Here is a 22829-nt window from a genome sequence, read left to right on the forward strand (position 1 = left end):
TGTATGTATAAACAGTACGGGGTGTATCCCATGATTCCGCCAGCACCACAACGAGGCCGTGGCACGGTTCACAATCCGCACAACCGCTTCGCCCCACGCCTGTCGGTGGTGGAGGATGACGGCTGGCAGCAGGAAGTCCCGGTCACCCAGGGTACCGAGGTGCGGATCGAGACGGCCAAGACCATCATCGCCCGCAACACCTCCCCCGACCTTCCCTTTGACCGTTCCATCAATCCCTACCGCGGTTGCGAGCATGGCTGCATCTACTGCTATGCCCGCCCCAGCCACGCTTACTGGGACCTCTCCCCCGGCCTCGATTTCGAAACCAAGCTGATCGCCAAGACCAACGCCGCCGAGGTGCTCGAGCAGCAACTGAGCAAACCGGGCTACGTGTGCGCGCCGATCAACCTCGGGTCCAATACCGACCCCTACCAGCCCATCGAGCGCGAGCACCAGCTCACCCGGCGTCTGCTCGAAGTGCTGCTGCGCTACCGCCACCCGGTCACCATTGTCACCAAGGGCTCGCTGATACTGCGCGACCTCGATCTCATCCGCGAACTGGCGAGCCAGCGACTGGTGCGGGTGATGATCAGCCTTACCACCCTCGACGACGAGCTCAAGCGCACCCTGGAGCCCCGCGCGGCGGCACCCAAGGCGCGCCTGCGGGCGATCCGCGTGCTGCGTGAAGCCGGCGTTCCGGTGGGCGTGCTGTGTTCGCCGATGATCCCGATGATCAATGACAGCGAACTGGAGCGCCTGTTGGAGGCGGCGAAGGAGGCCGGCGCGCAGAGCGCGGCGTACATGATGCTGCGCTTGCCGTTGGAGGTGGCGCCGTTGTTCGAGCAGTGGCTGCACGATCACTATCCGCAGCGGGCGGCGCATGTGCTGAGCCTGATCCGCCAGAGCCGGGGCGGCGAGCTGTATGACAGCCGCTTTGGGGCGCGGATGCGCGGTGAAGGGGTGTTTGCCGAGCTGCTGGCGCAGCGCTTTCGCAAGGCGGTCAGGCGGCTGGGGTTCGAAGGGCGGGAGGGGTTGGCGCTGGATTGCAGCGCCTTCTGCCCGCCAGGCGGGCAGATGGCATTGTTTTGATCTGGATGCCGTCACCTGGAGGCTCGCAAGCCTCCAGGTGCCAGGCGTCAGCGCCAGTTGGCGGCCAGCACCGGCTGCAAGGCCTGCGCCTGCGCCGCGTTAAAGCTGCTGGTGGTCGCGCCGGGCGGCGCGAATGCCGCCATGGCCTGGACCAGCTGCTCGACATTGCGGTCCGACAAGTGCTGGCCGTTACCCGCCACGATATCGCGGACCCGCGCAGGCGAGCTGGCGTACCAGTCATGCAGGGTCACCTGCTGCTCACTGCCGAGACGGCTGATCAGCAGGTCATCGCCCTGATGCTGGAACCACAGCTGTTCGGGCAGCACGGGCTTGCCGAAGCTCAAGGTGCTCATGGAGCCCCGGAATGCAAGCTCGGTACGGCCTTCGCCGACTTGCACATCGGCCATGTTGCCTGCGACCACGACGTTGTTGTGGCCTTTGCCCAACGTGATGCTGGCGAACGAAGACGACGTCTCGATGCGGTTGTCGCCATCGCCGACCACCAGCTTGCGGAACTCGCCCTTGACCGTGTTGCCGCCATTGCCCAGGGTGATTTCGGCGAACGAGCCCGAGCTTTCGATATGGTTGTCGCCGTTGCCGGCCACCAGCTTGTCGAGCTTGCCCGAGACGGTGTTGCGGCCATTGCCCAGGGTGAAGTTGGAGGATGAACCGGTGCTTTCGATGAGGTTGTCGCCATGGCCGACCACCAACGTGTCGACCCCTCCCTTGACCGTGTTGTTGCCATCGCCCAGCGTGACCTCGGCCCGCGAGCCAGTGGCGAAGACCTGCTGGTCGTCCTTGCCCAGCAGGGTGGCTTGGGCCCCGCTACCAAGCAGCGCCAGGTGACGACCGCCGTTGGCGGTGACCTTGGTGAACGAATTGCTCAGGTTCACCGCGTACTGGTCGTCGGCCAGGGTGACGCTGTCGAACGTCGGCACGGTCAACACTGTCGGCTGGACGATCAGGTGCAGCATGGCGCTGGCTTCGCTGCCGGCGTTCACCCTGATGTCGAAGTTGCCGGCGAGTCCGGCCTGGGGTGTCCCCGTCAGCGACGCCTGGGCCGAGTCGAAGCTCATCCAGGCTGGTAGCGGTGAGCCGTCGGCCAGGCTGACCTGGTAAACCGGTGCCTGGTCTTTCAGCTCCCTGCCGAACAGCCCGCCCAAGGAGCCCGCGCTCCAAGCCTGGCCGGCGACGATCAACTGATAGGCCTGGGCCGGTGAGGCGCTGGCCTGTGGCTTCGGTGTCGGGGTGGTGTCGGAGGACGTGGGGCGCTTGACCTCGAAGTCGCGGTGGTCAATGACCGTCGGCTTGATCTCCGGCACTGTCACCGGCTCGCGCTCGAAGCGGTCACGTGTGATGTCCGCCATGATCTGCTCGTGTCGGCGCCGCGCTTCTTCGAGGATCGCCGCGACGTCGGTGCTTGGGCGCAGGTCGATCGCAGGCCGGTCAGGGATTCTGACCTCCGGGATTTCGATGGGCGTTGGCCGGATGTCAGGAATCTCGACTGGACGGGTCGGTACGCTCGGCTGGTCATCGAAGCGCTTGCGCCAGTCGTCCGTGCCGCGATTGAGCAGGTCGTTCAGATCCGGGATCCGGTGATCCGGAATGCTGAAGTCCGGAACCCGGGTATCGGGAATCTTGATATCAGGCCGTTCGATGATCGGCGTGAGCCGGTCGGGGATCTCGATGGGCTTGACCCGGTCCGGCAGCGACAGGTCGATCCCTGGCAGGCGGGTTGGCGGCAGCGCGGGTTGGCCGGTCTCCACCGGCAGGTGGGTGCTGGCGAAGATAAAGTCGTTGGCATCCAGCTGGGCCACTTCGATGGCATCGAGGTAGACCAGGTTGACCGGCTGGCCGGCGCCACGCAGCACGCTGGTGTTCAATTCCACTCCGTGGATCTGCGACAGGCCGTTGATGGTGCCGCGGTTCTTCTGGACGATGTTCAGCTCGTCGAAGCGAGTGACGCCGACCTGGCTCAGGTCGATCTTGTCGATGCCATGGCGGAAGCCGCGCAAGGCGTTGCGATAGTCACTGGCATTGAGCTGGTGGCTGATGACGAAGCGGTCCGAGGTGGCGCTGTCGTGGCTGTAGACCTTGCCCGCCAGCGCGGCGACCAATTGCCCGTCGGCACCGCTGCTCATGCTTACGCCCTGGGCGCCACCGTTGAGCACCACGGTGCCGGCGACGGTGCTGGTGTCGACGTTCGGCCGGCTGCTGTCGACATAGTTGGCCGGGGCGACGAAGCGGTCCTGGAACTGGAAGTTCGCCGCGCTGATGTTGCCCAGCGACTGCCCGCTCAGCAGGATGTGCTGGCCGTTGCCCAGGTCGACGCGGACATCCGCGCCCTGCTGCTGCAGGGCCAGGTCGGCGAAGGACTTGCCGGTGAAACCGACCAGGTCGATGACCTCCCCTTTCGCCGCTTCGAAGCGGTGCAGGGTATCCTGGCCACCCTCGCGGCGATGGACCACGAAGAAGTCCTTGCCGCTGCCGCCGGTCAGGCTGTTGTTGCCCCGGCCGCCATCGAGCAGGGCATCGGCGTTGCCGGCCACCAGGGTGTCGTTGCCGTCACCGCTGATGAGGTTGTGCACGCTGTTCGGGTTGCGCAAGGTCAGCGCCGCGCCGCCGATGCTGGCCACGCCGGTGGCCAGGTTGACCTGGACATCGCCGCTGACCGCCGCTGCGTTGAGGGTGTTGCGCCCGCCCGCGGTGCCGTTGCCGGCGTCGTCGAGCACTGCGCGATTGGCCTGGCCCTGCACCGCCTTGAGGTACTCGTCGGTGTAGAAGTAGGTGTCGTCCGCGCCGGCCTTGCTGCCATACAGGCGCAGGGCCCAGTTGTTGAGGGTCACCGGCTGGCCGTTGCTGGCGTCCTTGACCTCGAGGGTCCAGGTGCCGGCCGAGCGTTCGCCCCAGTCGCGGGTGCTCATGAAGCTGTACTTGAAGGCGCCGGAGCGTGTGCTGCCGACGTCGCTGTCGCTGGCCCCGGCCATGCCTTGCGGCACTTTGCCGGTGCGGTCGAGCAGGATGCTGCGGGTGCCGTCGGGCGATACCAGGGTGACCGTGAGGTCGCCAAGGCGGCCGACGCTGGCATCCAGGTCGATTTCCACGTGCTCGACGTTCAGCCCGGCATCCATCTGCACCGAGCTGCTCAGGCTGCCGCCACCGGCCAGGGTCTTGCCCAGGGCACCGCTGCTGGCGCTGAACACGCTTTCGTCGGCGCCGGTGCTGCGGGTCATCCAGCTTTCGGCCAGGCGCACCGCGGCGCGGGCGTCCACTTCGCCGAAGCCGTAGTCGTGGCTGGTGTGCATGCCGCCGCCGTTCCAGTTGCGCGCGCCGTTGTCGTCCCAGCGGGTAGCACTGTCATTAACACGACGGGCCGACAGCGCCAGGATCTGCTGCACATCCCGGTAGCCCAGGTTGGGGTTGGCTTCGAGCATCAGCGCGGCCACGCCGGAGACGATCGGCGCGGCGAAGCTGGTGCCTTGCATGCTGGTGTAGTCGTTGCCGAAGGTCGAGCCGCGCTCGGTCTCCACCAGGCGGCTGGTGGACAGCACGTTGCTGCCCGGGGCCGAGACCAGCAGGCTGGCGCCGGGGTTGGAGAACGGCGTCGAGCCGATCTGCAGGGTCGACAGGTCGCCCTGGGCGTTGATCGCGCCGACTTCGATCGAGAAGCGGTTGTTGTTGGTCAGCGAGCCTTGGGCGCTGCCGCCGTGGGCGCGCTGGTTGCCGCCTGCGGTGACGATCACCGTGCCCAGGCCGCCGCGGCCATTGTGCGCGGCATAGCGGGCGTTGGCCGCCAGGGCGCTGGCGGTGTCGATGGCGCCGTTCTGCAGGTTGCTGATGGCGAAGTCGTTCTGGAAGCCCCAGCTGTGGTTGGCGACATCGTAGTTGACCATGTTGCCCAGGCCGGTCAGGTCGTCGCCCTTGTTGGCCAGGTAGAAGCCGCTGAGCTTGGCGTCATAGGCCACGCCCACGCCGCCCTGGTCGTTGCGCCCGGCCACCATCACCCCGGCGACCATGGTCGCGTGGTTGGAGGCCAGCTCTGGCAGCACGCCCTTGTCGCGCTGGGTCTTGAGCCAGGCCTGGTCGACGTTGGCGGCCAGGTCGGGGTGCTGGATGTCGAAGATTTCCGGCGCCGTGGCGAACTCGCCACCGGGCTCGAACATGGCGATGCGCACGCCCTTGCCGGTGTAGTCCTGCCATACCGGCAGCACGTTGGTGTCGCTCAGGTACCACTGCTGCGCGGCCAGCGGGTCGTTTGGCATGCCGGCGTCGAGCAGGGTCACGCTGGCGCGCATGGGGGCGGTCTGGCCGCTGCCCAGGTCGACCACCGAGGCCGACTTGTTGCCCTGGGCGTCGATGATGCCGTACTTGAAGCCCATCATGCCGGTGTAGCCGGCCAGCGGGGTGAACAGCACGTCACCTTGGGCGGTGAGGCTGACCGAGCCGCCAGTGGCATCGCCGATGTTGTCGATGCGCAGGCCACCCTGGCTGCCGAGCAGCAGGTCGTTGGCCAGCAGGCTGGAGGCGGCGATCAGGTGGCTGCGGTTGCGGTCAAAGCGCTGGCCGTCCTTGTCCTGGCGCAGTACGTCGGCCACTGGCATGGCATTGGGTTGCGACAGGTCCACGGCGGAAATGTCGGCGAAGTTGAGCTTGTGGATGTTGCGCAGTTGCACGGTGCCGTCGCGCCCGGCCAGGTTGTCGGCCACCTGGTAGCCGTTGCTGGTGTGGGTGATGCGGTACTCGCCGTACTTGCCGTGCAGGCTGACCAGGTTGGTGCCGGCGCCGCCGTCGATCCGAGCGTTGCCGTGGCCGACCTCGATCACATCGTCACCGGCTCCACCGTGGATCACATCGTTGCCGCCACCGGCGTGGATGATGCTGCCCCCTGCCGAGGCGTAGATCAGGTCGCCGTTGGGCCCGGCGTAGATCACCGCCTTGCCGCTGCCCCCGATCAAGGTGTTGTGGCCGCTGCCGCCGACCAGCACGTCGTTGCCGGCGCCGCCGATCAGGGTGGCATTGCCCTCCCCGCCCTTGATGAACACACCGGCGCCACCGCCACTGCGGATCACGTCGTCGCCGCGACCGCCCTGGGCGATGGTCAGCCCAGCCTTGGCCATGTTCAGCTCGACGCCCTGGTCGCCGACGATCAGCGCTGTGTCGCGGCCGCCATTGCCCTGGATGTTCTGTGGGTTGTCGCTGGCGCTGATGACGAAGACATCGTCGCCGGCACCCCCGACGTACGTATTGCTGCCGCCACCGCCGACCAGCCAGCTGCCGCTGGCGCTCGCGGTGAGGCGGTCATCGCCGCTGCCGCCGTACAGGTTGTTCACCCCCAGCGCCGTGGCGTCCAGGTGTTCGCCTTGGGTGCTGGTGCTGCTGTAGGCCGTGGTCGTGGCGCCATCGCTGCTGGAGGTTACGCGCAGGCCATTGCCTTGGCGGGTGGTGGTACTGCTCACCGGGTCGCCGAGGAAGTCCACCGCCAGCGCCTCGCGGGTGTTGCCACCGATGACGAACGAACCCCGGGCCAGCACGCGGCTGCCATCGCGGCTCTCGCCAGGTGTACTGGCGGCGCGCACGTTGATCTGGGTGATGCCCAGTTCGGTCAGGGTCTTCAGTTCGCCGCCGTCGACGCGGGCGTCATGGCTGGCGTCTACCCAGACGCGCAGCTGGTTCCAGATCGGGTCGCGGGCATCGATGATGCCATCGCCATTGCCATCCTCGCTGGCCAGCGCGGCGAAGCCGTCCTTGAAGCGGGCCTCGCCCGCCGCGCCGTTCACCCCGGCCTTGCCCTTGTAGTACTCGGAGAACATCTGGCTGACGTCCTTGACCTGGCCGCTGCCGTCGTCGATCACCAGCATGCCGGTCTTGCGGTCGGCCCAGGCACTGCGCTTGAGCGTGCCGCTGTGGTCGGTGTCGAACAGCACGGCGTCGCTCAGGTCGGTCATGCGCACGCCTTCGCCGCCCAGGTCGAGCAGCAGTGGGTCGACGTAGGTGTTGCGGGTGGTCATGGCCGACAGGCCGTTGAGGGTCACCGCGTTGCGCAGGCTGAAATCGAAACCGCTGGTGCTCGGCTGGTCGAGGTAGAACTTCGACAGGTGGCTGTTGGGGCGGGCGTTCGGGTCCAGTTGCATTTCGCCAGGGCGGATGCCGCCGGAGGTCAGGCTGGCCATCTGCGTGGAGGCGAAGTCGGTCTTGTTGAGAATGCCGCCGAGGGCGAACACGTTGTGGGTCGCGGCGTTCTGCACATAGCCGTTGCTTACGTCCTGGCGTGCCTGGTCTTCGCCCTGGACGCGCTGTTGCGGCTTGGGCGAGGCGTCGATGTGGATCTGGATCGACTGGTTGGCGTCAGGCTGGGTGGGGGTGTCTTCGCCGGCGCCGAACCACTGGAAGACTTTATAGCGATTATCGGCGGCGTAGCGTTCCAGCTCTCGTACATACTTCCAGGTAGGAAGCATGTCCAGCTCCGTGGAACTGAACAAATACCGGCTGAGGCCTGCGACATTCTGCATGACGGCAATGGTGATTTTCTTTGCCCGCTCTACGCCCTCTCCTGGGACTTGCACGAAGTCGCGCCCAAGGCCCCACATGCCGATGGGGAGTTCGTCGGCGATAGTGCCAGCCCAGTTCCAGCTTTCTAGCTGCAACCCGAAAACTGCCGACTTCACGTCAGCCCTGATAATTTCAGCTACTTCGGGAAAACCACGCTCTTGGATAATCCGTTCTGAAACATGACGAGCCAACTGGTCAGACGCTTTCTGAAACTCAGCATCCGAGAGCGGCCGTCCTTTACTGGCTGCTGCAAAGACCATGGAGCCGCGTACAATTTCACTAAATTTCGAACCGTCATTGGCATTGATTGAGCTGGCGCTACTCAGCCAGTTTGCCGCAATGGTGAGGTCCTCTTTAAGTTTTGGGTCAAGGGTTTTTGCGTTTTCTGCCTCGACAGCTGCTCTCAAATAAAGATACATGTCTGGATATTTTCCAGCGTCGGTGAGCCGCTTTAGTTCGGCCAACTGGTCGCTGGAAAGGTTTACTGTGTTCATGCATTAATCCCTGTGTGCGAGGATGGGCTCGACGAAGTGTCGAATAAACTCATCCATTTCCTTGAGTTTGTTATGTTTTTCATTGTACTGGTAAATGATCAGAACTCCTTTCTGCATGCGCTGCGCGAACCATGTGTGTCCTACTTTAGAAACAATTACGTGTGCGCTGTCACTGCCATGGAATACATACTTTTCTTCGTTGAATACGCGGTAGACATCGTATTCCTCGTCATGGCGCAAAAATGTTTCATCGTTAATCAACGCGCCAAGGTCATAGTGGTCTGAGACGTAATAGAGTTGAAGCTCTATCACTTCCCCTTTCCATGAGTGATCTACTGCTTTCGCTAGAGGGTAGCCAAGGCGAATAGATATTATTCTTCCGTCAATATATTCAATCGTGCGGCACTCAGCAGCGGTCAAGTTTAATCTGTAAATAGCCTCTGATCGCGAATCGTGTAGCACGCAGCCCAAGCTGGCCTGGCTGCAGATAAGCGTTAGAAGAAAAAGTGGCAGACGACTGATCATTGTGCAGGCTCTGGTGGTTAGCACATGCCGTTGATGTGCAGCTGGGCAATTTAGCGATCCTGTACAGCAGGACTTCCGCCATCTAGAAATAAGCTTTCAAGGAATCTCAATACGTTGGCATCCTGCGTTTTGAAATCTGAGCATTCGCTTGAGTACTGATAACTGACGGCGTATTCATGGAAGCGTCGATACGCTATTCGATTGTGTTGATTTACTTTGACCTGCACCGTATTTCCGTCGGAGCCTGTAAATCGGTCAGAGCCAATCTCATCAAGTACTTTCAACGGTCTATCGTCGGCCTCTACAATTCTCACCCTGACATCGGGGTGACCCACGATTTCCGGTGCTTCCCATGCCAAGGAAGAACTCGTGGTCATTGCGATCCACGGGCGTCTGCAGCGTTCGCTGCGTCGGTATTGTTCATTGGCATTGCTACGCTGCAGCGCCCGTGAAGATCGGGGATCATTCTCCAGTGCCCAGGCGGATTCGACGGATTGAAACAAGAAACTCATCAGCGTGGCTGACAGTTGCTTCATAAACTTCATGTCCTTTAATTCCTTTTCGATGGCATTACCGTTCCCGCAAACTTTCTTGCGCATGCTGTTGCAACGGACTCAGGAAGTAATCGATCACCGTCCGCTGATCGGTCTTGATCTCGGCGCTCACCGCCATGCCCGGCGTCAGCGCCACGGCCTGGCCGTTGACCTGCAGGTGGTCGCTGGCCAGGCGGATGCGGCTGCTGTACACCAACCCGCGGCGTTCGTCCTCGATGGCGTCGCGTGACACGCTCAGCACTTCGCCCTGTACCGTGCCGTAGCGGGTGTAGGTGAAGGTCTCGACCTTGACCGTCACGGCTTGGCCGACCTGGACGAAGCCGACGTCCTTGTTCTCCAGCAGTGCCTCGACCTCCACCGGCTGGTCACCGGGCACGATGACCATCAACGCCTGGGCAGGGGTGACCACGCCGCCAACCGTATGCACCGCCAGCTGCTGGACGGTGCCGTCGACCGGGGCCAGCAGTTGCGTGCGGGCTTCCTGGTAGCGCGCCTTGGCCAGTTCCTGGCGCAGGCTGGCGACCTTCTGTCCGGCGGTCTGCTGCAGGTCGAGCAGGCTGCGCCTGGCCTGGGCCACCACGCCTTCGCGGCGGCGGCGGGCCTCTGACTGCGCGGCGGTCGACTGCAGCACGCTGGCTTGCTGCACCTGCAGCTGGCGCTCCAGGTCGAGGCGGGCCTGTTCCTTGTCGAGGTATTCGTGGCGGGCCACGTACTGCTGCGCCAGCAGGTTCTGGTAGTCCTGGGCCAGCTGGGTGGCGATGGGCAGGGTCTTGCGCAGGCTCGCCACCTGCACCTGGGCGGCCTGGATCTCGGCGCCACGCTGCTGGATCTCGGCATCGACCTGGTCGAGGCTGTTGCGATATTCCTGGTACTGGCCTTGCAGCCAGCGTTCGGCATCCTGCACCTGCTGGGCATCGGCCTGTTCGATGTCGCCTTGCAGCCCATGGGGTGGCTGGCCGCTGGCAATGGCCTGGAGCATGGCGCTGCTGCGCGCCACGTCGATGCGCGCGGCGAGCAGTTCGCTCTCGCTGCGGCGCACCTCGGCGTCGGCGGTGGTCGGGTCGAGTTCGAGCAGCAACTCTCCGGCCTTCACCCGTTGGCCATCGCTGACGTGGATGGCCTTGACCACCGCAGTCTCGCTGGGCTGGACCAGCTTTGTGCGCCCGCTCGGCACCACTTTGCCCGTGGCCACCGCGACCACGTCGATATGACCGAGGCAGGCCCACAGCAAGGCCAGGGCGGCAAAGCCCATGATGCTCCAGACGAACACCCGTGGTGCCGGGTGCGGTGGCCGTTCCTGCAGGGCCAGGGCGGCCGGCAGGAACTCGATTTCGTGGGCGGCGCGCAACGGCGCGTCAAGCGCCTTGCGCTGGCGCCAGGCGTGCTGCCAGGCCTCGCGGTAGCGCTGCCAGAGGCTGGAATAGGCGGACATGGCCTCTCCTTGGTATGGGGTGGTGAGAGGGTCAGCCCTGTTGCAGGCGGTGCAGCCTGGCGTAGTGCCCGGCCTGGTGTGCGAGCAGTTCGGCGTGGCTGCCTTGTTCGACGATCTGGCCGCGGTCCACCACGACGATGCGGTTGGCATCGCGCACGGCGGACAGGCGGTGGGCGATGATGATCACCGTGCGCCCCTGGCAGATCGAACGCATGTTCTGCTGGATGATGCGTTCGGACTCGTAGTCCAGCGCGCTGGTGGCTTCGTCGAAGATCAGGATGCGCGGGTCGCCGATCAGCGCCCGGGCTATGGCGATGCGCTGGCGTTGTCCACCCGAGAGCGAGGCACCGTGCTCGCCCACCATCGTGTCGTAGCCTTCGGCGAGTTCGAGGATGAAGTCGTGGGCACCGGCCAGGCGCGCGGCCTGCATGACCGTCTCCAGCGGGGTGCCGGGGTCGGCTAGGGCGATGTTCTCGCGGATGCTGCGGTTGAACAGCAGGTTGTCCTGCTGCACCACGCCAATCTGCCGGCGCAGCGAGGAAGCATCGGCCAGGGCCAGGTCCATGCCGTCGACCAGCACCCGCCCGCGCTCGGGCACGTAGAGCCTCTGCAGCAGACGGGTCAGGGTGCTCTTGCCGGAACCTGAGCGCCCGACCACGCCGATCACCTCGCCGGGCTCGATGCACAGGTTGACCCCGCGGAGGATCTCCGAGCCATCGGCGCGGTAGCGAAAATGCACTTGGTCGAACTCGATACGGCCTTGCAGGGGGGGCAAGGCGCTGCGTGCAGAACTGGCCAGCTCGGTGCGGGTGTTGAGGATGTCGCCCAGGCGCTGCACCGACACGCCGGTCTGCTGGAAGCTGGTCCATAGCTGGGCCAGGCGCATGATCGGCTGGGCCACGCGCCCGGCCAGCATGTTGAAGGCGATCAGCTCGCCGACCGTGAGCTGGCCATCGATCACCAGGCGCGCGCCGAGCCAGAGGGTGGCGACGGTCACCAGCTTGCCGATCAGGCCGACGCTTTCGTTGGCCAGGGTCGACAGGGTCTGGGTCTTGAAACCGGCGGCGACGTAGGCCGCCAGCTGGTTGTCCCAGCGCCGCAGGATCTGCGGCTCGACGGCCATCGACTTGAGGGTGTCGATGCCGTTGACCGTCTCGACCAGGAACGCCTGGTTCTCGGCGCCACGGTTGAAGCTGTCCTGCAGGCGCTGGCGCAGCACCGGTGTGATCAGCAGCGACACCAGCGCGTAGAGCGGCAGTGAAGCCACCACCACCAAGGTCAGCCAGCCGCTGTAGTAGAACATCACGGCGATGAACACCACCGAGAACAGCACGTCCATCACCAGGGTGATGGCGTTGCCGGTGAGGAAGTTGCGGATGTTCTCCAGCTCGCGCACCCGCGCCACCGAGTCACCGACCCGGCGCGCCTGGAAGTAGGCCAGCGGCAGGTGGATCAGGTGGTGGAACAGGCGTGAGCCCAGTTCGACGTCGATGCGGCTGGCGGTGTGGGCGAAGACGAAGCTGCGCAGGCCGCTCAGGGCCGACTCGAACAGCATGATGCCCAGCAGGCCGATGGCGATCACATCCAGGGTGGTCAGGCCGTGGTGCACCAGGACCTTGTCCATCACCACCTGGAAGAACAGCGGCGTGAGCAGGGCGAAGATCTGTAGCACGAAGGACACCAGGGTCACTTCGCCGAGCAGCTTGCGATGCTTGACGATGGCCGGGATGAACCAAGTGAAGTCGAAGCGCGAGGACTCGCCGGGAGCCAGTGCTTCGCTGCGCAGCAGCAGCAATTCGCCGCTCCAGCGTTGTTCGAGGGTGGCCAGGTCGATGACCTCGGGGCGCTCGGCACGCGGGTCCTGGATCAGCGCCTTGCCCTGGTCCATGCGGGCAATGACGAAGAAGCCACCCTCACGATCGGCGGCAATCGCCGGCAGTGGCGTGCGTGCCAGGCGTTCGATGCAGGTCTGGACGCGTCTGGCCTTGAGGCCGAGCTTGCGCGAAGCCTGCAGCAGCTGTGGCGTGGCGAAGGGTTGCTGGCCATCGCCGAACTCGTGGGCCAGCTGTTCGCCGGAGGCGGCCACGTTGTGGAAACGGGCCAGCATCAGCAGGCAGATCAGCCCGGTGTCCGGGGTGCCTGGTTGGTGTTCACTCATAACGCATCCATGCAGGCCGTGACGACCTGGTAAAGCCAACTAATTCAATAGGTTAGCTTGGTTCGTAAAAATTGTAATCATTTTGCCATCATTGAATGATTGAGATTTCATTCAACTGTTTAACTGGCGATGGGCTGCCTGGCCTCGGGCGGCAGAAAGTCGCGGTCGGGGTCGTAGTCGCGGCTCAGGTAGTGGGACAGCTCGAGCAGGTCCTGGGGAGCCAGGCTGCCGGCGGCCTGCTTGAGCTTCAGGGAATCGATGATGTAGTCGTAGCGGGCATCGTTGTACTCACGCACGGCCCGGTACAGCTGGCGCTCGGCATTGAGGACGTCGGCGGTGTTGCGTGAGCCGAGCGCCCGGCCCACCTGGTTGGCCTTCAGCGAGGCCTGGCTGGAGCGGATGCTTTGCTGGCGAGCCTGGACCTGCTCCACATCGGCGTTGACCGCGCGGTGCAGATTACGGGTCTGCAGCACCACTTCGCGGCGGCGGTCTTCGTGCTCGTCCTCGCTCTGCGCCAGACGCTCGCCCGCTTCGCGGGCCTGCGAGCTGGTCAGGCCGCCTGCGTACAGCGGAATGTTCAGCTCCAGGCCGAGGGTGCCCTGGGCGATGTCGTCGCGGTAGCCGTTGCGACCGAAGTCGGTCGGGTTGCTGTAGCCGAAGCGGTCGTTGTCGCCTTTGCGGTAGGACGCGACGGCATCCAGGGTCGGGGCATGCCCGGCCTTGCGCTGGCGGTTGGCTTGCGCGGCGGCATCCACCGCGTGGCCGCTGGCGAGCAAGGCGAGGTTGCCCTGCACCGCCTGCTCGACCCAGGTGCTGGCATCGTTGGGCACCGGGGCCTGGACCGGCAGTTGGTGGGCGATGCCGGCGATCTGCGCATAGTCCTGGCGGGTCAGGCGGTACAGCGCCTCGAAGGCATCGTCGACCTTGCGTTGCGCCAGCTGGCGGTTGGCACTGGCGTTGTCGTAGGCGGCCTGGGCATCGAGCACGTCGGTGATGCTCGAGGCGCCGTTCGCCAGGCGGCCCTGGGCCTGCTCCTGCTGGCGCTTGAGCGCCTTGGCCTCGGCCTTGGCGGCGGCCAGCGCGTCGAGGGCGCGCAGGGTATCGAAATAGGCCTCGGCGGTTTGCAGGATCAGCGCCTGTTCCTTGGTGGCGAGGTCCAGGCCGGCTTGCGCGGTGCCGGCCTCGGCGGCCTTGAGGGCATACCAGCGGTCCAGGCGCAGCAGCGGTTGGTTGAGGTTGGCCTGGTAGACCATGCCGCTGCGGGTGCGGGTGAGCGCGGGTTCGTCGCGCTGCAGGCGAGTGCTTTCGAAGGTGGCGCCGGCATTGAGGGTCGGCAACAGGCCGGCACGGGCTTGTGGCACGCGTTCGCTCAGGGCCTGGAATTCGTGGCGGGCGGCGCTGAGGCGGGCATCTTGGTCCAGTGCCTGTTGGTAGACCGCCAGCAGGTCGGCGCGTTGCGGGTCGGCGAGCAGTGCCGGGCAGACACTCAGGCTGCTCAGGAAGGTGGCGTGGAGCAAGGTAGTGCGCAGGGGCATGACAATCCGTGTCTGGCGGCGATGAAGGATGCGCATCCTATACTGGCGAAATGCCCTGAATAAATCGGAAGCGCGACATGAATGTTGTCGGAAAGCGCGCAGTAGAGCGGTTTGTTTGTTCTGCAGCGGTGTCGGATCCGCCCCTGTGAGGCGCTGAAGGCCTTATGCGATGGCCCAGTCCGGAGTATCAGCACCGTTAGGGTAAGGCGGCAGTTTCACTCATGGCGCTTGGCAATTGATGCTTTTTTGCTATTATCCAGGGCACCCGCCTCCCAGCTAGAACGACCGTTCTAGAGCCTTCGCAATTAAGTTTCAGTTAAGTTTTCTCCGCTAGCGTAGGAATCAGCCCACCGGGACTGTGATCAATTTCCTGTGCGTGTCATCTAAATCCCGCATAGCCCTGATCTTTCCCCAGTAACATGGCACCTACCTTCAAACCGTCTAGAGGATGAATCATGCCCGTCAAGGACCCATCCAAGGTCGTCCCGGCTGCGCCCGCCGAAAGCGCCGATGCTGCCCTGAAGCATATCGTCGACGGCTTCCTGCGGTTCCATACCGAGGTCTTTCCCGAGCAGCAGGAGCTGTTCAAGAAGCTGGCCACCGCGCAGAAGCCGCGTGCCATGTTCATCACCTGCGCCGACTCGCGCATCGTCCCCGAACTGATCACCCAGAGCTCGCCGGGCGATCTGTTCGTCACCCGTAACGTCGGCAACGTCGTGCCGCCGTATGGCCAGATGAACGGCGGTGTGTCGAGCGCCATCGAATACGCGGTGCTGGCCCTGGGCGTGCATCACATCATCGTCTGCGGCCACTCCGATTGCGGCGCCATGCGCGCGGTGCTCAACCCGCACTCGCTGGACAAGATGCCGACCGTTGCCGCCTGGCTGCGCCATGCCGAAGTGGCGCGCACCGTGATCGAGGACAACTGCTCCTGCGGCAGCGAGCACGAAAGCATGCAGCTGCTGACTAAGGAAAACGTCATCGCCCAGCTGCACCACCTGCGCACCCACCCGTCAGTGGCCTCGCGCCTGGCCGCCGGGCAGCTGCATATCCATGGCTGGATCTACGACATCGAAACCAGCCAGATCGAAGCCTACGATGCCGCCAGCGACCGCTTCCTGCCGCTGACCGCCGGCGAGTCGATCCCCTCCGCTACTCCGAGAGGCCGCTACTAAGCGACCCGTACACGCTGAACACGCCTTGATTGCCGGCTGCACCCGCTGGGTGCGGCACGGCTTGCGCCTGCCTTGAAAACGCCCTGACCCCTTGCCGGCACTCCCGCTGGCGGCCCGCGCCTGCGCGCGATTCAGGGTTCCCCCGTGCTCGCGGCCAGTGGAATGGCCGTGAACCCCAGAAAGGAGCTTCATGGTGAACATGACACAGATCAAAGCGGCATTGCCGCGTGAATTGCTGGCTTCGGTGGTGGTGTTCCTGGTGGCCCTGCCATTGTGCATGGGCATCGCCATCGCTTCCGGCATGCCGCCGGCCAAAGGGCTGGTCACCGGCATTATCGGCGGCCTCGTGGTGGGCTTTCTGGCCGGCTCGCCGCTGCAGGTGAGCGGCCCGGCCGCGGGCCTGGCGGTGCTGGTGTTCGAACTGGTGCGCCAGCACGGCATGGCCATGCTCGGGCCGATCCTGCTATTGGCCGGGCTGTTGCAATTGCTGGCCGGGCGCCTGCGCCTGGGCTGCTGGTTCCGGGTGACGGCACCGGCGGTGGTGTACGGCATGCTTGCGGGTATCGGCGTGCTGATCGTGCTGTCCCAGGTGCATGTGATGTTCGACACGGCGCCGCAACCCTCAGGTGTGGACAACTTGCTGGGCTTCCCGGCGACGCTGGCCTCGGCCCTGCCGCTGGAAAGCGCGGGCAATGGCTGGCAGGCCGGTGCCCTGGGCCTGGGCACCATCGCCATCATGTGGGCTTGGGAGCGCTTTCGCCCGCAACGCTTGCGCTTCATCCCCGGCGCGTTGCTCGGGGTGGCGGCGATGACTGCCATCAGCCTGTGGCTGGCGTTGCCGGTCAACCGGGTGCAGGTGCCCGCCGACCTGTCCGAAGCCATCGACTGGTTGCGCCCAGGCGACCTGCTCGAGCTCGCCGACCCGACCCTGCTGGTGGCGGCGTTCGCCCTGGCCTTCATCGCCAGTGCCGAAACACTGCTGTCGGCTGCTGCGGTAGACCGCATGCACAGCGGCCAGCGTTCGGATTTCGACCGTGAACTGTCGGCGCAGGGTATTGGCAACATGCTCTGCGGCGTGCTCGGCGCGTTGCCGATGACCGGGGTGATCGTGCGCAGCTCGGCCAACGTGCAGGCCGGCGCGCAGACCCGCGCTTCGGCGATTCTGCACGGCGTCTGGTTGCTGGCCTTCGTGGTCGCGCTGAGCAGCGTGCTGCAGCAGATTCCGGTGGCGAGCCTGGCCGGCGTGCTGGTGTACACCGGCGTGAAACTGGTGGACTTCAAGGCGTTCCGTGGCCTGGGCCGTTATGGGCGGATGCCGATGTTCACCTATGCGGCGACGGCGCTGGCGATCGTTTTCACCGATCTGCTCACCGGTGTGCTGCTGGGCTTCGCCCTCACCCTGCTGAAGCTGGCGTTCAAGGCGGCGCGGTTGAAGATCAACCTGGTGGCGTTGGCAGCGCCGGGGCACATGGAATTGCGCCTGAGCGGGGCGGCGACCTTCCTCAAGGTGCCGGCGCTGACCCAGGTGCTGCAGACCGTGCCGGAGGGCAGCACGCTGCATGTGCCGCTGGGCAACCTGAACTATATCGACCATTCCTGCCTGGAGCTGCTGGAGGACTGGGGGCGCAGTGGCGCGGCCAAGGGGTCGCGACTGGTGCTGGAGCAGCGGCGGTTGAAGCGGCGGGTCGAGGGACGGTTGCGGACTACGGCGGGGGTTGGGGTTTAGCGTGAGTCTGTAGCGGCCTCTTCGCGGGCAAGCCCGCTCCCACAGGCACGGAGCTGTTCTCACCCTGTGGGAGCGGGCTTGCCCGCGAAGGGGCCGGCCCAGGTTGCATCAATGTTGAATTCAGGCCGACTGGCCCAATTCCACACCCAGCTGGCGCGACAGGCACGGCCAGCGTTTCCACGCCGCGCCAGTCGCCGGGCTCGACAGCTTGTCGCGGTAGGCTTCGACGGATTCGGCAGCGAAGCTCTGGTCGTCGAGCATTTCATCCACCGAATGGTGCACTACTTCATCCAGCTGGTTGGCGAAGGCCTCGCCGATCAGTTGATGGGCGATCAGGTTGGCGACGGTGGTGTCGACTGGGATCAGTGGCTGTTGGAAGTGGCGGATATACAGGTCGTTGACCTCTTCCACCAGGCGATGGGCGAGGTAGGCCTCGTCCAGCAGGCAGTCCAGCCCGACCTGCCCGGCCATTACGCTCGGCGGCTGCAGGAAGTAGGCTTCGGCGATCTTCAGCACTGGTTTGATCTGCGACTCGATACCGGCCTCGACCGCCACGGTGTGCGCGGCTTCGAGCAATTCCGGTACTTCGTTGATGTAGGCGCCGACGAAGCGCGCCAAGGTACCCTGTGCGTCCTGCTGGGGTAGCTGAATCGAGGGGTGCAAATGCGGCAGTTGCTGCTCGAGGCGATGTTTCAGTTGGCCTGTGCGGCTTTCGTGTTGATGGGCATTTTCGATCTGCTCGCGTACAGCAGCGATGTTCATGACAACTCCAGGGACAAGGCGTTACAAACGGAAGACACTAAGTTAGCTTGCTTACGAGAATAGCTAAGACGCATTTGTTATATCGCTGAGGCACGTGTAGGAAATTCGCTATATCAATGTGCCATCAGTGTGCTCGAGCCCAGCAATTACGCGGCTTTCAGCGCAAACGTTTGGTTCGATGAAGTTGATTTCACCCCTTGCGTTGCGCGCCATTGGTCGGTGGCTATACTCCCGGTGAAACGTGATTCGTTGATGAGGCCCGACTGCCTTTAGCAGGGGGCTCGGTCGTCGAAGCCAGGCAGTCTTGGCCGCCGTTCCCCCCTTTGTCGTAGCAGGTCGTCCACGCCTCCGGGACTACAAGAACGATAAGGGGAACCCGCAATGATGCGACATCCACATGTCTGGATGGGCCTGTTGCTGTGGTCAATGTTTGGTCAGGCACAGGCGGCATGGACCGTGAACATGGCTCCCGGGGCGACGGACGTCTCCCACGCCGTGTTCGACCTGCACATGACCATCTTCTGGATCTGCGTGATCATCGGCATCGTGGTGTTCGGCGCGATGTTCTGGTCGATGGTCATCCACCGCCGCTCCACCGGCCAGCAACCGGCGCATTTCCACGAGCACACCTGGGTCGAAATCCTCTGGACCGTGGTGCCGTTCCTGATCCTCGTGGTCATGGCCATCCCGGCAACCAAAACCCTGATCGACATCTACGATGCCAGCGACTCGGACATCGATATCCAGGTCACCGGCTACCAGTGGAAGTGGCACTACAAGTACCTGGGCCAGGACGTCGAGTTCTTCAGCAACCTGGCCACCCCCACCGATCAGATCCACAACAAGGCGCCCAAGGACGAGCACTACCTGCTCGAGGTCGACCAGCCGCTGGTGCTGCCGGTCGGGGCCAAGGTGCGCTTCCTGGTGACCGCCGCCGACGTCATCCACTCTTGGTGGGTGCCGGCCTTCGCGGTCAAGCGCGACGCTATCCCCGGCTTCGTCAACGAAGCCTGGACGCGGGTCGAGAAGCCCGGCATCTACCGTGGCCAGTGCACCGAATTGTGCGGCAAGGACCACGGCTTCATGCCGGTGGTGGTCGAGGTCAAGTCCAAGGCCGACTACGACGCCTGGCTCGGCGAGCGCAAGGCCGAGGCGGCCAAGCTCAAGGAGTTGACCAGCAAGGACTGGACCCTGCAGGAGCTGGTCGAACGTGGCGACAAGGTCTACCACACCACCTGCGTGGCCTGTCACCAGGCCGAGGGCCAGGGCCTGCCGCCGATGTTCCCGGCGCTCAAGGGCTCGAAGGTCGCCACCGGACCGAAGGAGGAGCACCTGAGCGTGGTCTTCCATGGCCGCCCTGGCACGGCCATGGCCGCGTTCGGCAAGCAGTTGTCGGAAGTCGATATAGCCGCCGTGGTCACCTACGAACGCAACGCCTGGGGCAACAACAAGGGTGACATGGTCACGCCGAAGGATGTGCTGGCGCTCAAGCAGGCGGAAAGCAAATGAACCGGTGCCCCAGGTTGGCAGGAGACAGGACATGAGTGCAGTGATCGACGACCACGCCCAGGGTCATGAACACGCCCACGGCCCGGCCAAGGGCCTGATGCGCTGGGTACTGACCACCAACCACAAGGACATCGGCACGATGTACCTGTGGTTCGCCTTCACCATGTTCCTGCTCGGCGGCTCGTTCGCCATGGTGATCCGCGCCGAGCTGTTCCAGCCCGGGCTGCAGATCGTCGAGCCGGCGTTCTTCAACCAGATGACCACCATGCACGGGCTGATCATGGTGTTCGGCGCGGTGATGCCGGCGTTCGTCGGCCTGGCCAACTGGATGATCCCGCTGATGATCGGCGCGCCCGACATGGCCCTGCCACGGATGAACAACTTCAGCTTCTGGCTGCTGCCGGCGGCGTTCCTGCTGTTGGTCTCGACCCTGTTCAGCCCCGGTGGCGGGCCGAACTTCGGCTGGACCTTCTACGCCCCGCTGTCGACCACCTACGCCCCGGCCAGCGTGACCTTCTTCATCTTCGCCATCCACCTGATGGGCATCAGCTCGATCATGGGCGCGATCAACGTGATCGCCACCATCCTCAACCTGCGTGCCCCAGGCATGACTCTGATGAAGATGCCGCTGTTCGTCTGGACCTGGCTGATCACCGCGTTCCTGCTGATCGCGGTGATGCCGGTACTGGCAGGCGTGGTGACCATGATGCTGATGGACATCCACTTCGGCACCAGCTTCTTCAGTGCCGCCGGCGGCGGTGACCCGGTGCTGTTCCAGCATGTGTTCTGGTTCTTCGGCCACCCCGAGGTGTACATCATGATCCTGCCGGCCTTCGGCGCGGTCAGCTCGATCATCCCGGCGTTCTCACGCAAGCCGCTGTTCGGCTACACCTCGATGGTCTATGCCACCGGGGCCATCGCCTTCCTGTCGTTCATCGTCTGGGCCCACCACATGTTCGTGGTCGGCATTCCGGTGGTCGGCGAGCTGTTCTTCATGTACGCCACCATGCTGATCGCCGTGCCCACCGGGGTGAAGGTATTCAACTGGGTCAGCACCATGTGGGAAGGCTCGCTGACCTTCGAGGCGCCGATGCTGTTCGCCATCGCCTTCGTGATCCTGTTCACCATTGGCGGGTTCTCCGGGCTGATGCTGGCCATCGCCCCGGCCGACTTCCAATACCACGACACCTACTTCGTGGTGGCGCACTTCCACTATGTGCTGGTGCCCGGGGCGATCTTCGGCATCTTCGCCTCGGCGTATTACTGGCTGCCGAAGTGGACCGGCCACATGTACGACGAAACCCTGGCCAAGCTGCACTTCTGGTTGTCGTTCATCGGCATGAACATGGCCTTCTTCCCCATGCACTTCGTGGGGCTGGCCGGCATGCCGCGACGCATTCCCGACTACAACCTGCAGTTCGCCGACTTCAACATGGTCTCGTCGATCGGCGCGTTCATCTTCGGCGCCACCCAGGTGTTCTTCCTGTTCATCGTCATCAAGTGCATCCGCGGCGGCGCGCCGGCCCCGGCCAAGCCCTGGGATGGCGCCGAGGGCCTGGAATGGTCGGTGCCGTCGCCGGCACCGTACCACACCTTCCAGACCCCACCGGATGTGAAGTAGGAGCCCTGCAATGGACGGCCTGTCGCTCAAACGCCTGGTCAGCCGCCTGTTGCTGCTGACGGTGGTGATGTTCGCCTTCGGCTTTGCCCTGGTGCCGATCTACGACGTGATGTGCAAGGCCTTCGGCATCAACGGCAAGACTGGCGGGCAATACGAGGGCAGCCAGGTCAGCGATCCCTCGCGTGCGGTGCGGGTGCAGTTCATGTCGACCAACGCCGGCGACATGAGCTGGGAATTCCACTCCACCGCCGACCAGATCGAGGTCAACCCAGGGGCGGTGAACCAGATGATCTTCATCGCCCGCAACCCGACCAACAAGCCGATGAGCGCCCAGGCTATCCCCAGCATCACCCCGGCCGAGGCCGCGGCGTACTTCCACAAGACCGAGTGCTTCTGCTTCACCCAGCAGGTGCTGCAACCCGGTGAGCGCATCGAGATGCCGGTGCGTTTCATCGTCGATCGCGACCTGCCGGAGTCGGTGAAGCACCTGACCCTGGCCTACACCCTGTTCGATATCACCGCTCGCCACCCCCCGGTCGCCGCGACCGCGGGCGCCCGTTGAGGGAAGGAGATCCGCCATGGCAAGCCACGAGCACTATTACGTCCCGGCGCAGAGCAAGTGGCCGATCATCGCCACGATCGGCCTGTTCATCACCGTGTTCGGCCTGGGCACTTGGTTCAACGACCTCAAGGCTGGCCATCCGGAGTCCCATGGGCCGTTGATCTTCTTCGTCGGCGGGCTGTTCCTGGCGTACATGCTGTTCGGCTGGTTCGGCGCGGTGGTCAAGGAAAGCCACGCCGGGCTGTACAGCGCGCAGATGGACCGCTCGTTCCGCTGGGGCATGAGCTGGTTCATCTTCTCCGAGGTGATGTTCTTCCTGGCCTTCTTCGGTGCGCTGTTCTACGTGCGGGTGCTGGCCGGGCCGTGGCTGGGGGGCGAGGGGCACAAGGGCGTGGCGCACATGCTGTGGCCCAATTTTGAGTTCGTCTGGCCGCTGCTGCACACGCCCGACCCGAAACTGTTCCCGCCACCGAAGGAGGTGATCGATCCGTGGCACCTGCCGCTGATCAACACCATCCTGCTGGTGAGCTCCAGCGTCACCGTGACCATTGCCCACCACGCCTTGCGCAAGGGGCATCGTGGCGCGTTGAAGCTGTGGCTGGGGCTGACGATTGTGCTGGGTATCGCCTTTCTCGTGCTGCAGGCCTACGAGTACCACGAGGCCTACACCGAACTGGGGCTGACCCTGGGCTCGGGGATCTACGGCGCGACGTTCTTCATGCTCACCGGGTTCCACGGCGCGCACGTGACCTTGGGGACGTTGATCCTGTTCGTGATGTTCTGCCGAGTGCTGCGCGGGCATTTCAACCCGGACAAGCACTTCGGCTTCGAGGCGGCCAGCTGGTACTGGCACTTCGTCGATGTGGTCTGGGTGGGGTTGTTCATCTTTGTGTATGTGCTGTAGGAGCCCTGTGGGAGCGGGGGTTTCAGAACGGCGCGTGCGACACCAACTGCCCGCTGATGAAGCCCCAGGCCACCAGCCCGATGGTCAGGGTGGCGAGGGCGACACGCACGGTGAGGGCCTTGAGCAGGCGGGTCGACTGGTCGTCGTCCTTGACCAGGAACACCAGGCCACTGAACAGGCTGGCGATGGTGGCCAGCAGCATCAGGACAATCGCGGCCTTGAGCATGGCGAAAC

Annotated in this window: 15 protein-coding genes; 7 read left to right on the forward strand and 8 right to left on the reverse strand. The window is 64.4% G+C overall.

Annotated elements, in window-relative coordinates:
• The first annotated feature begins 30 nt into the window (after positions 1-30).
• Positions 31-1089, forward strand: a complete 1059-nt coding sequence (locus HU772_RS00275) for a PA0069 family radical SAM protein (protein WP_186652777.1) — start codon at positions 31-33, stop codon at positions 1087-1089.
• A gap of 47 nt (positions 1090-1136) precedes the next feature.
• Here HU772_RS00275 and HU772_RS00280 read toward each other — a convergent pair whose 3' ends face one another.
• The 6 genes from HU772_RS00280 to HU772_RS00305 form a co-directional block, all read right to left on the reverse strand.
• Positions 1137-7544 (reverse strand): SPM autocatalytic domain-containing protein, encoded by a 6408-nt coding sequence (locus tag HU772_RS00280; protein ID WP_186652775.1) that lies wholly within the window; start codon positions 7542-7544, stop codon positions 1137-1139.
• 591 nt (positions 7545-8135) lie between these two features.
• Positions 8136-8657 carry a hypothetical protein gene (locus HU772_RS00285; RefSeq protein WP_186652773.1) on the reverse strand — a complete coding sequence of 174 codons (522 nt, stop codon included), beginning with the start codon at positions 8655-8657 and terminating at the stop codon, positions 8136-8138.
• A 50-nt stretch (positions 8658-8707) separates the two neighbouring features.
• The gene (locus tag HU772_RS00290; protein ID WP_186652771.1) at positions 8708-9202 is read right to left on the reverse strand and encodes a hypothetical protein; all 495 of its coding nucleotides are present in this window, start codon (positions 9200-9202) and stop codon (positions 8708-8710) included.
• A gap of 25 nt (positions 9203-9227) precedes the next feature.
• On the reverse strand, positions 9228-10643 hold the full coding sequence (locus HU772_RS00295) for an HlyD family type I secretion periplasmic adaptor subunit (protein ID WP_186652770.1): 1416 nt from the start codon (positions 10641-10643) through the stop codon (positions 9228-9230).
• A gap of 31 nt (positions 10644-10674) precedes the next feature.
• A complete protein-coding gene (locus tag HU772_RS00300) occupies positions 10675-12801 on the reverse strand; it encodes a type I secretion system permease/ATPase (RefSeq protein WP_186652768.1) in 2127 nt (708 codons plus the stop codon).
• 119 nt (positions 12802-12920) lie between these two features.
• Complete coding sequence (locus tag HU772_RS00305; RefSeq protein WP_186652766.1) at positions 12921-14336, reverse strand: TolC family outer membrane protein; 1416 nt, start codon at positions 14334-14336, stop codon at positions 12921-12923.
• A 455-nt stretch (positions 14337-14791) separates the two neighbouring features.
• Here HU772_RS00305 and HU772_RS00310 point away from each other — a divergent pair, with 455 nt between their 5' ends.
• Entirely contained in the window at positions 14792-15511 is a 720-nt protein-coding gene (locus HU772_RS00310) for a carbonic anhydrase (protein ID WP_186652764.1), read from the forward strand.
• 190 nt (positions 15512-15701) lie between these two features.
• Complete coding sequence (locus tag HU772_RS00315; protein ID WP_189664850.1) at positions 15702-17237, forward strand: SulP family inorganic anion transporter; 1536 nt, start codon at positions 15702-15704, stop codon at positions 17235-17237.
• A 120-nt stretch (positions 17238-17357) separates the two neighbouring features.
• Here the strand turns inward: HU772_RS00315 and HU772_RS00320 are convergent, their stop codons facing one another.
• On the reverse strand, positions 17358-17999 hold the full coding sequence (locus HU772_RS00320; RefSeq protein ID WP_186652762.1) for a hypothetical protein: 642 nt from the start codon (positions 17997-17999) through the stop codon (positions 17358-17360).
• A 381-nt stretch (positions 18000-18380) separates the two neighbouring features.
• Here HU772_RS00320 and coxB point away from each other — a divergent pair, with 381 nt between their 5' ends.
• From coxB to HU772_RS00340, 4 genes are read left to right on the forward strand one after another with little or no spacing between them, the layout of a single operon-like run.
• A complete protein-coding gene (coxB, locus tag HU772_RS00325; RefSeq protein WP_186652760.1) occupies positions 18381-19508 on the forward strand; it encodes a cytochrome c oxidase subunit II in 1128 nt (375 codons plus the stop codon).
• Positions 19509-19539: 31 nt separating this feature from the next.
• On the forward strand, positions 19540-21129 hold the full coding sequence (gene ctaD / locus HU772_RS00330; protein WP_186652758.1) for a cytochrome c oxidase subunit I: 1590 nt from the start codon (positions 19540-19542) through the stop codon (positions 21127-21129).
• 10 nt (positions 21130-21139) lie between these two features.
• Positions 21140-21691, forward strand: a complete 552-nt coding sequence (locus tag HU772_RS00335; protein WP_186652756.1) for a cytochrome c oxidase assembly protein — start codon at positions 21140-21142, stop codon at positions 21689-21691.
• Positions 21692-21707: 16 nt separating this feature from the next.
• Positions 21708-22595: a cytochrome c oxidase subunit 3 gene (locus tag HU772_RS00340; RefSeq protein WP_186652755.1), complete on the forward strand. Its 888-nt coding sequence runs from the start codon at positions 21708-21710 to the stop codon at positions 22593-22595.
• A gap of 22 nt (positions 22596-22617) precedes the next feature.
• Here HU772_RS00340 and HU772_RS00345 read toward each other — a convergent pair whose 3' ends face one another.
• Positions 22618-22821 carry a twin transmembrane helix small protein gene (locus tag HU772_RS00345; RefSeq protein WP_110736050.1) on the reverse strand — a complete coding sequence of 68 codons (204 nt, stop codon included), beginning with the start codon at positions 22819-22821 and terminating at the stop codon, positions 22618-22620.
• Positions 22822-22829: the final 8 nt, after the last annotated feature.

The sequence above is a fragment of the Pseudomonas xantholysinigenes genome, assembly GCF_014268885.2.
Lineage (GTDB): Bacteria > Pseudomonadota > Gammaproteobacteria > Pseudomonadales > Pseudomonadaceae > Aquipseudomonas > Aquipseudomonas xantholysinigenes.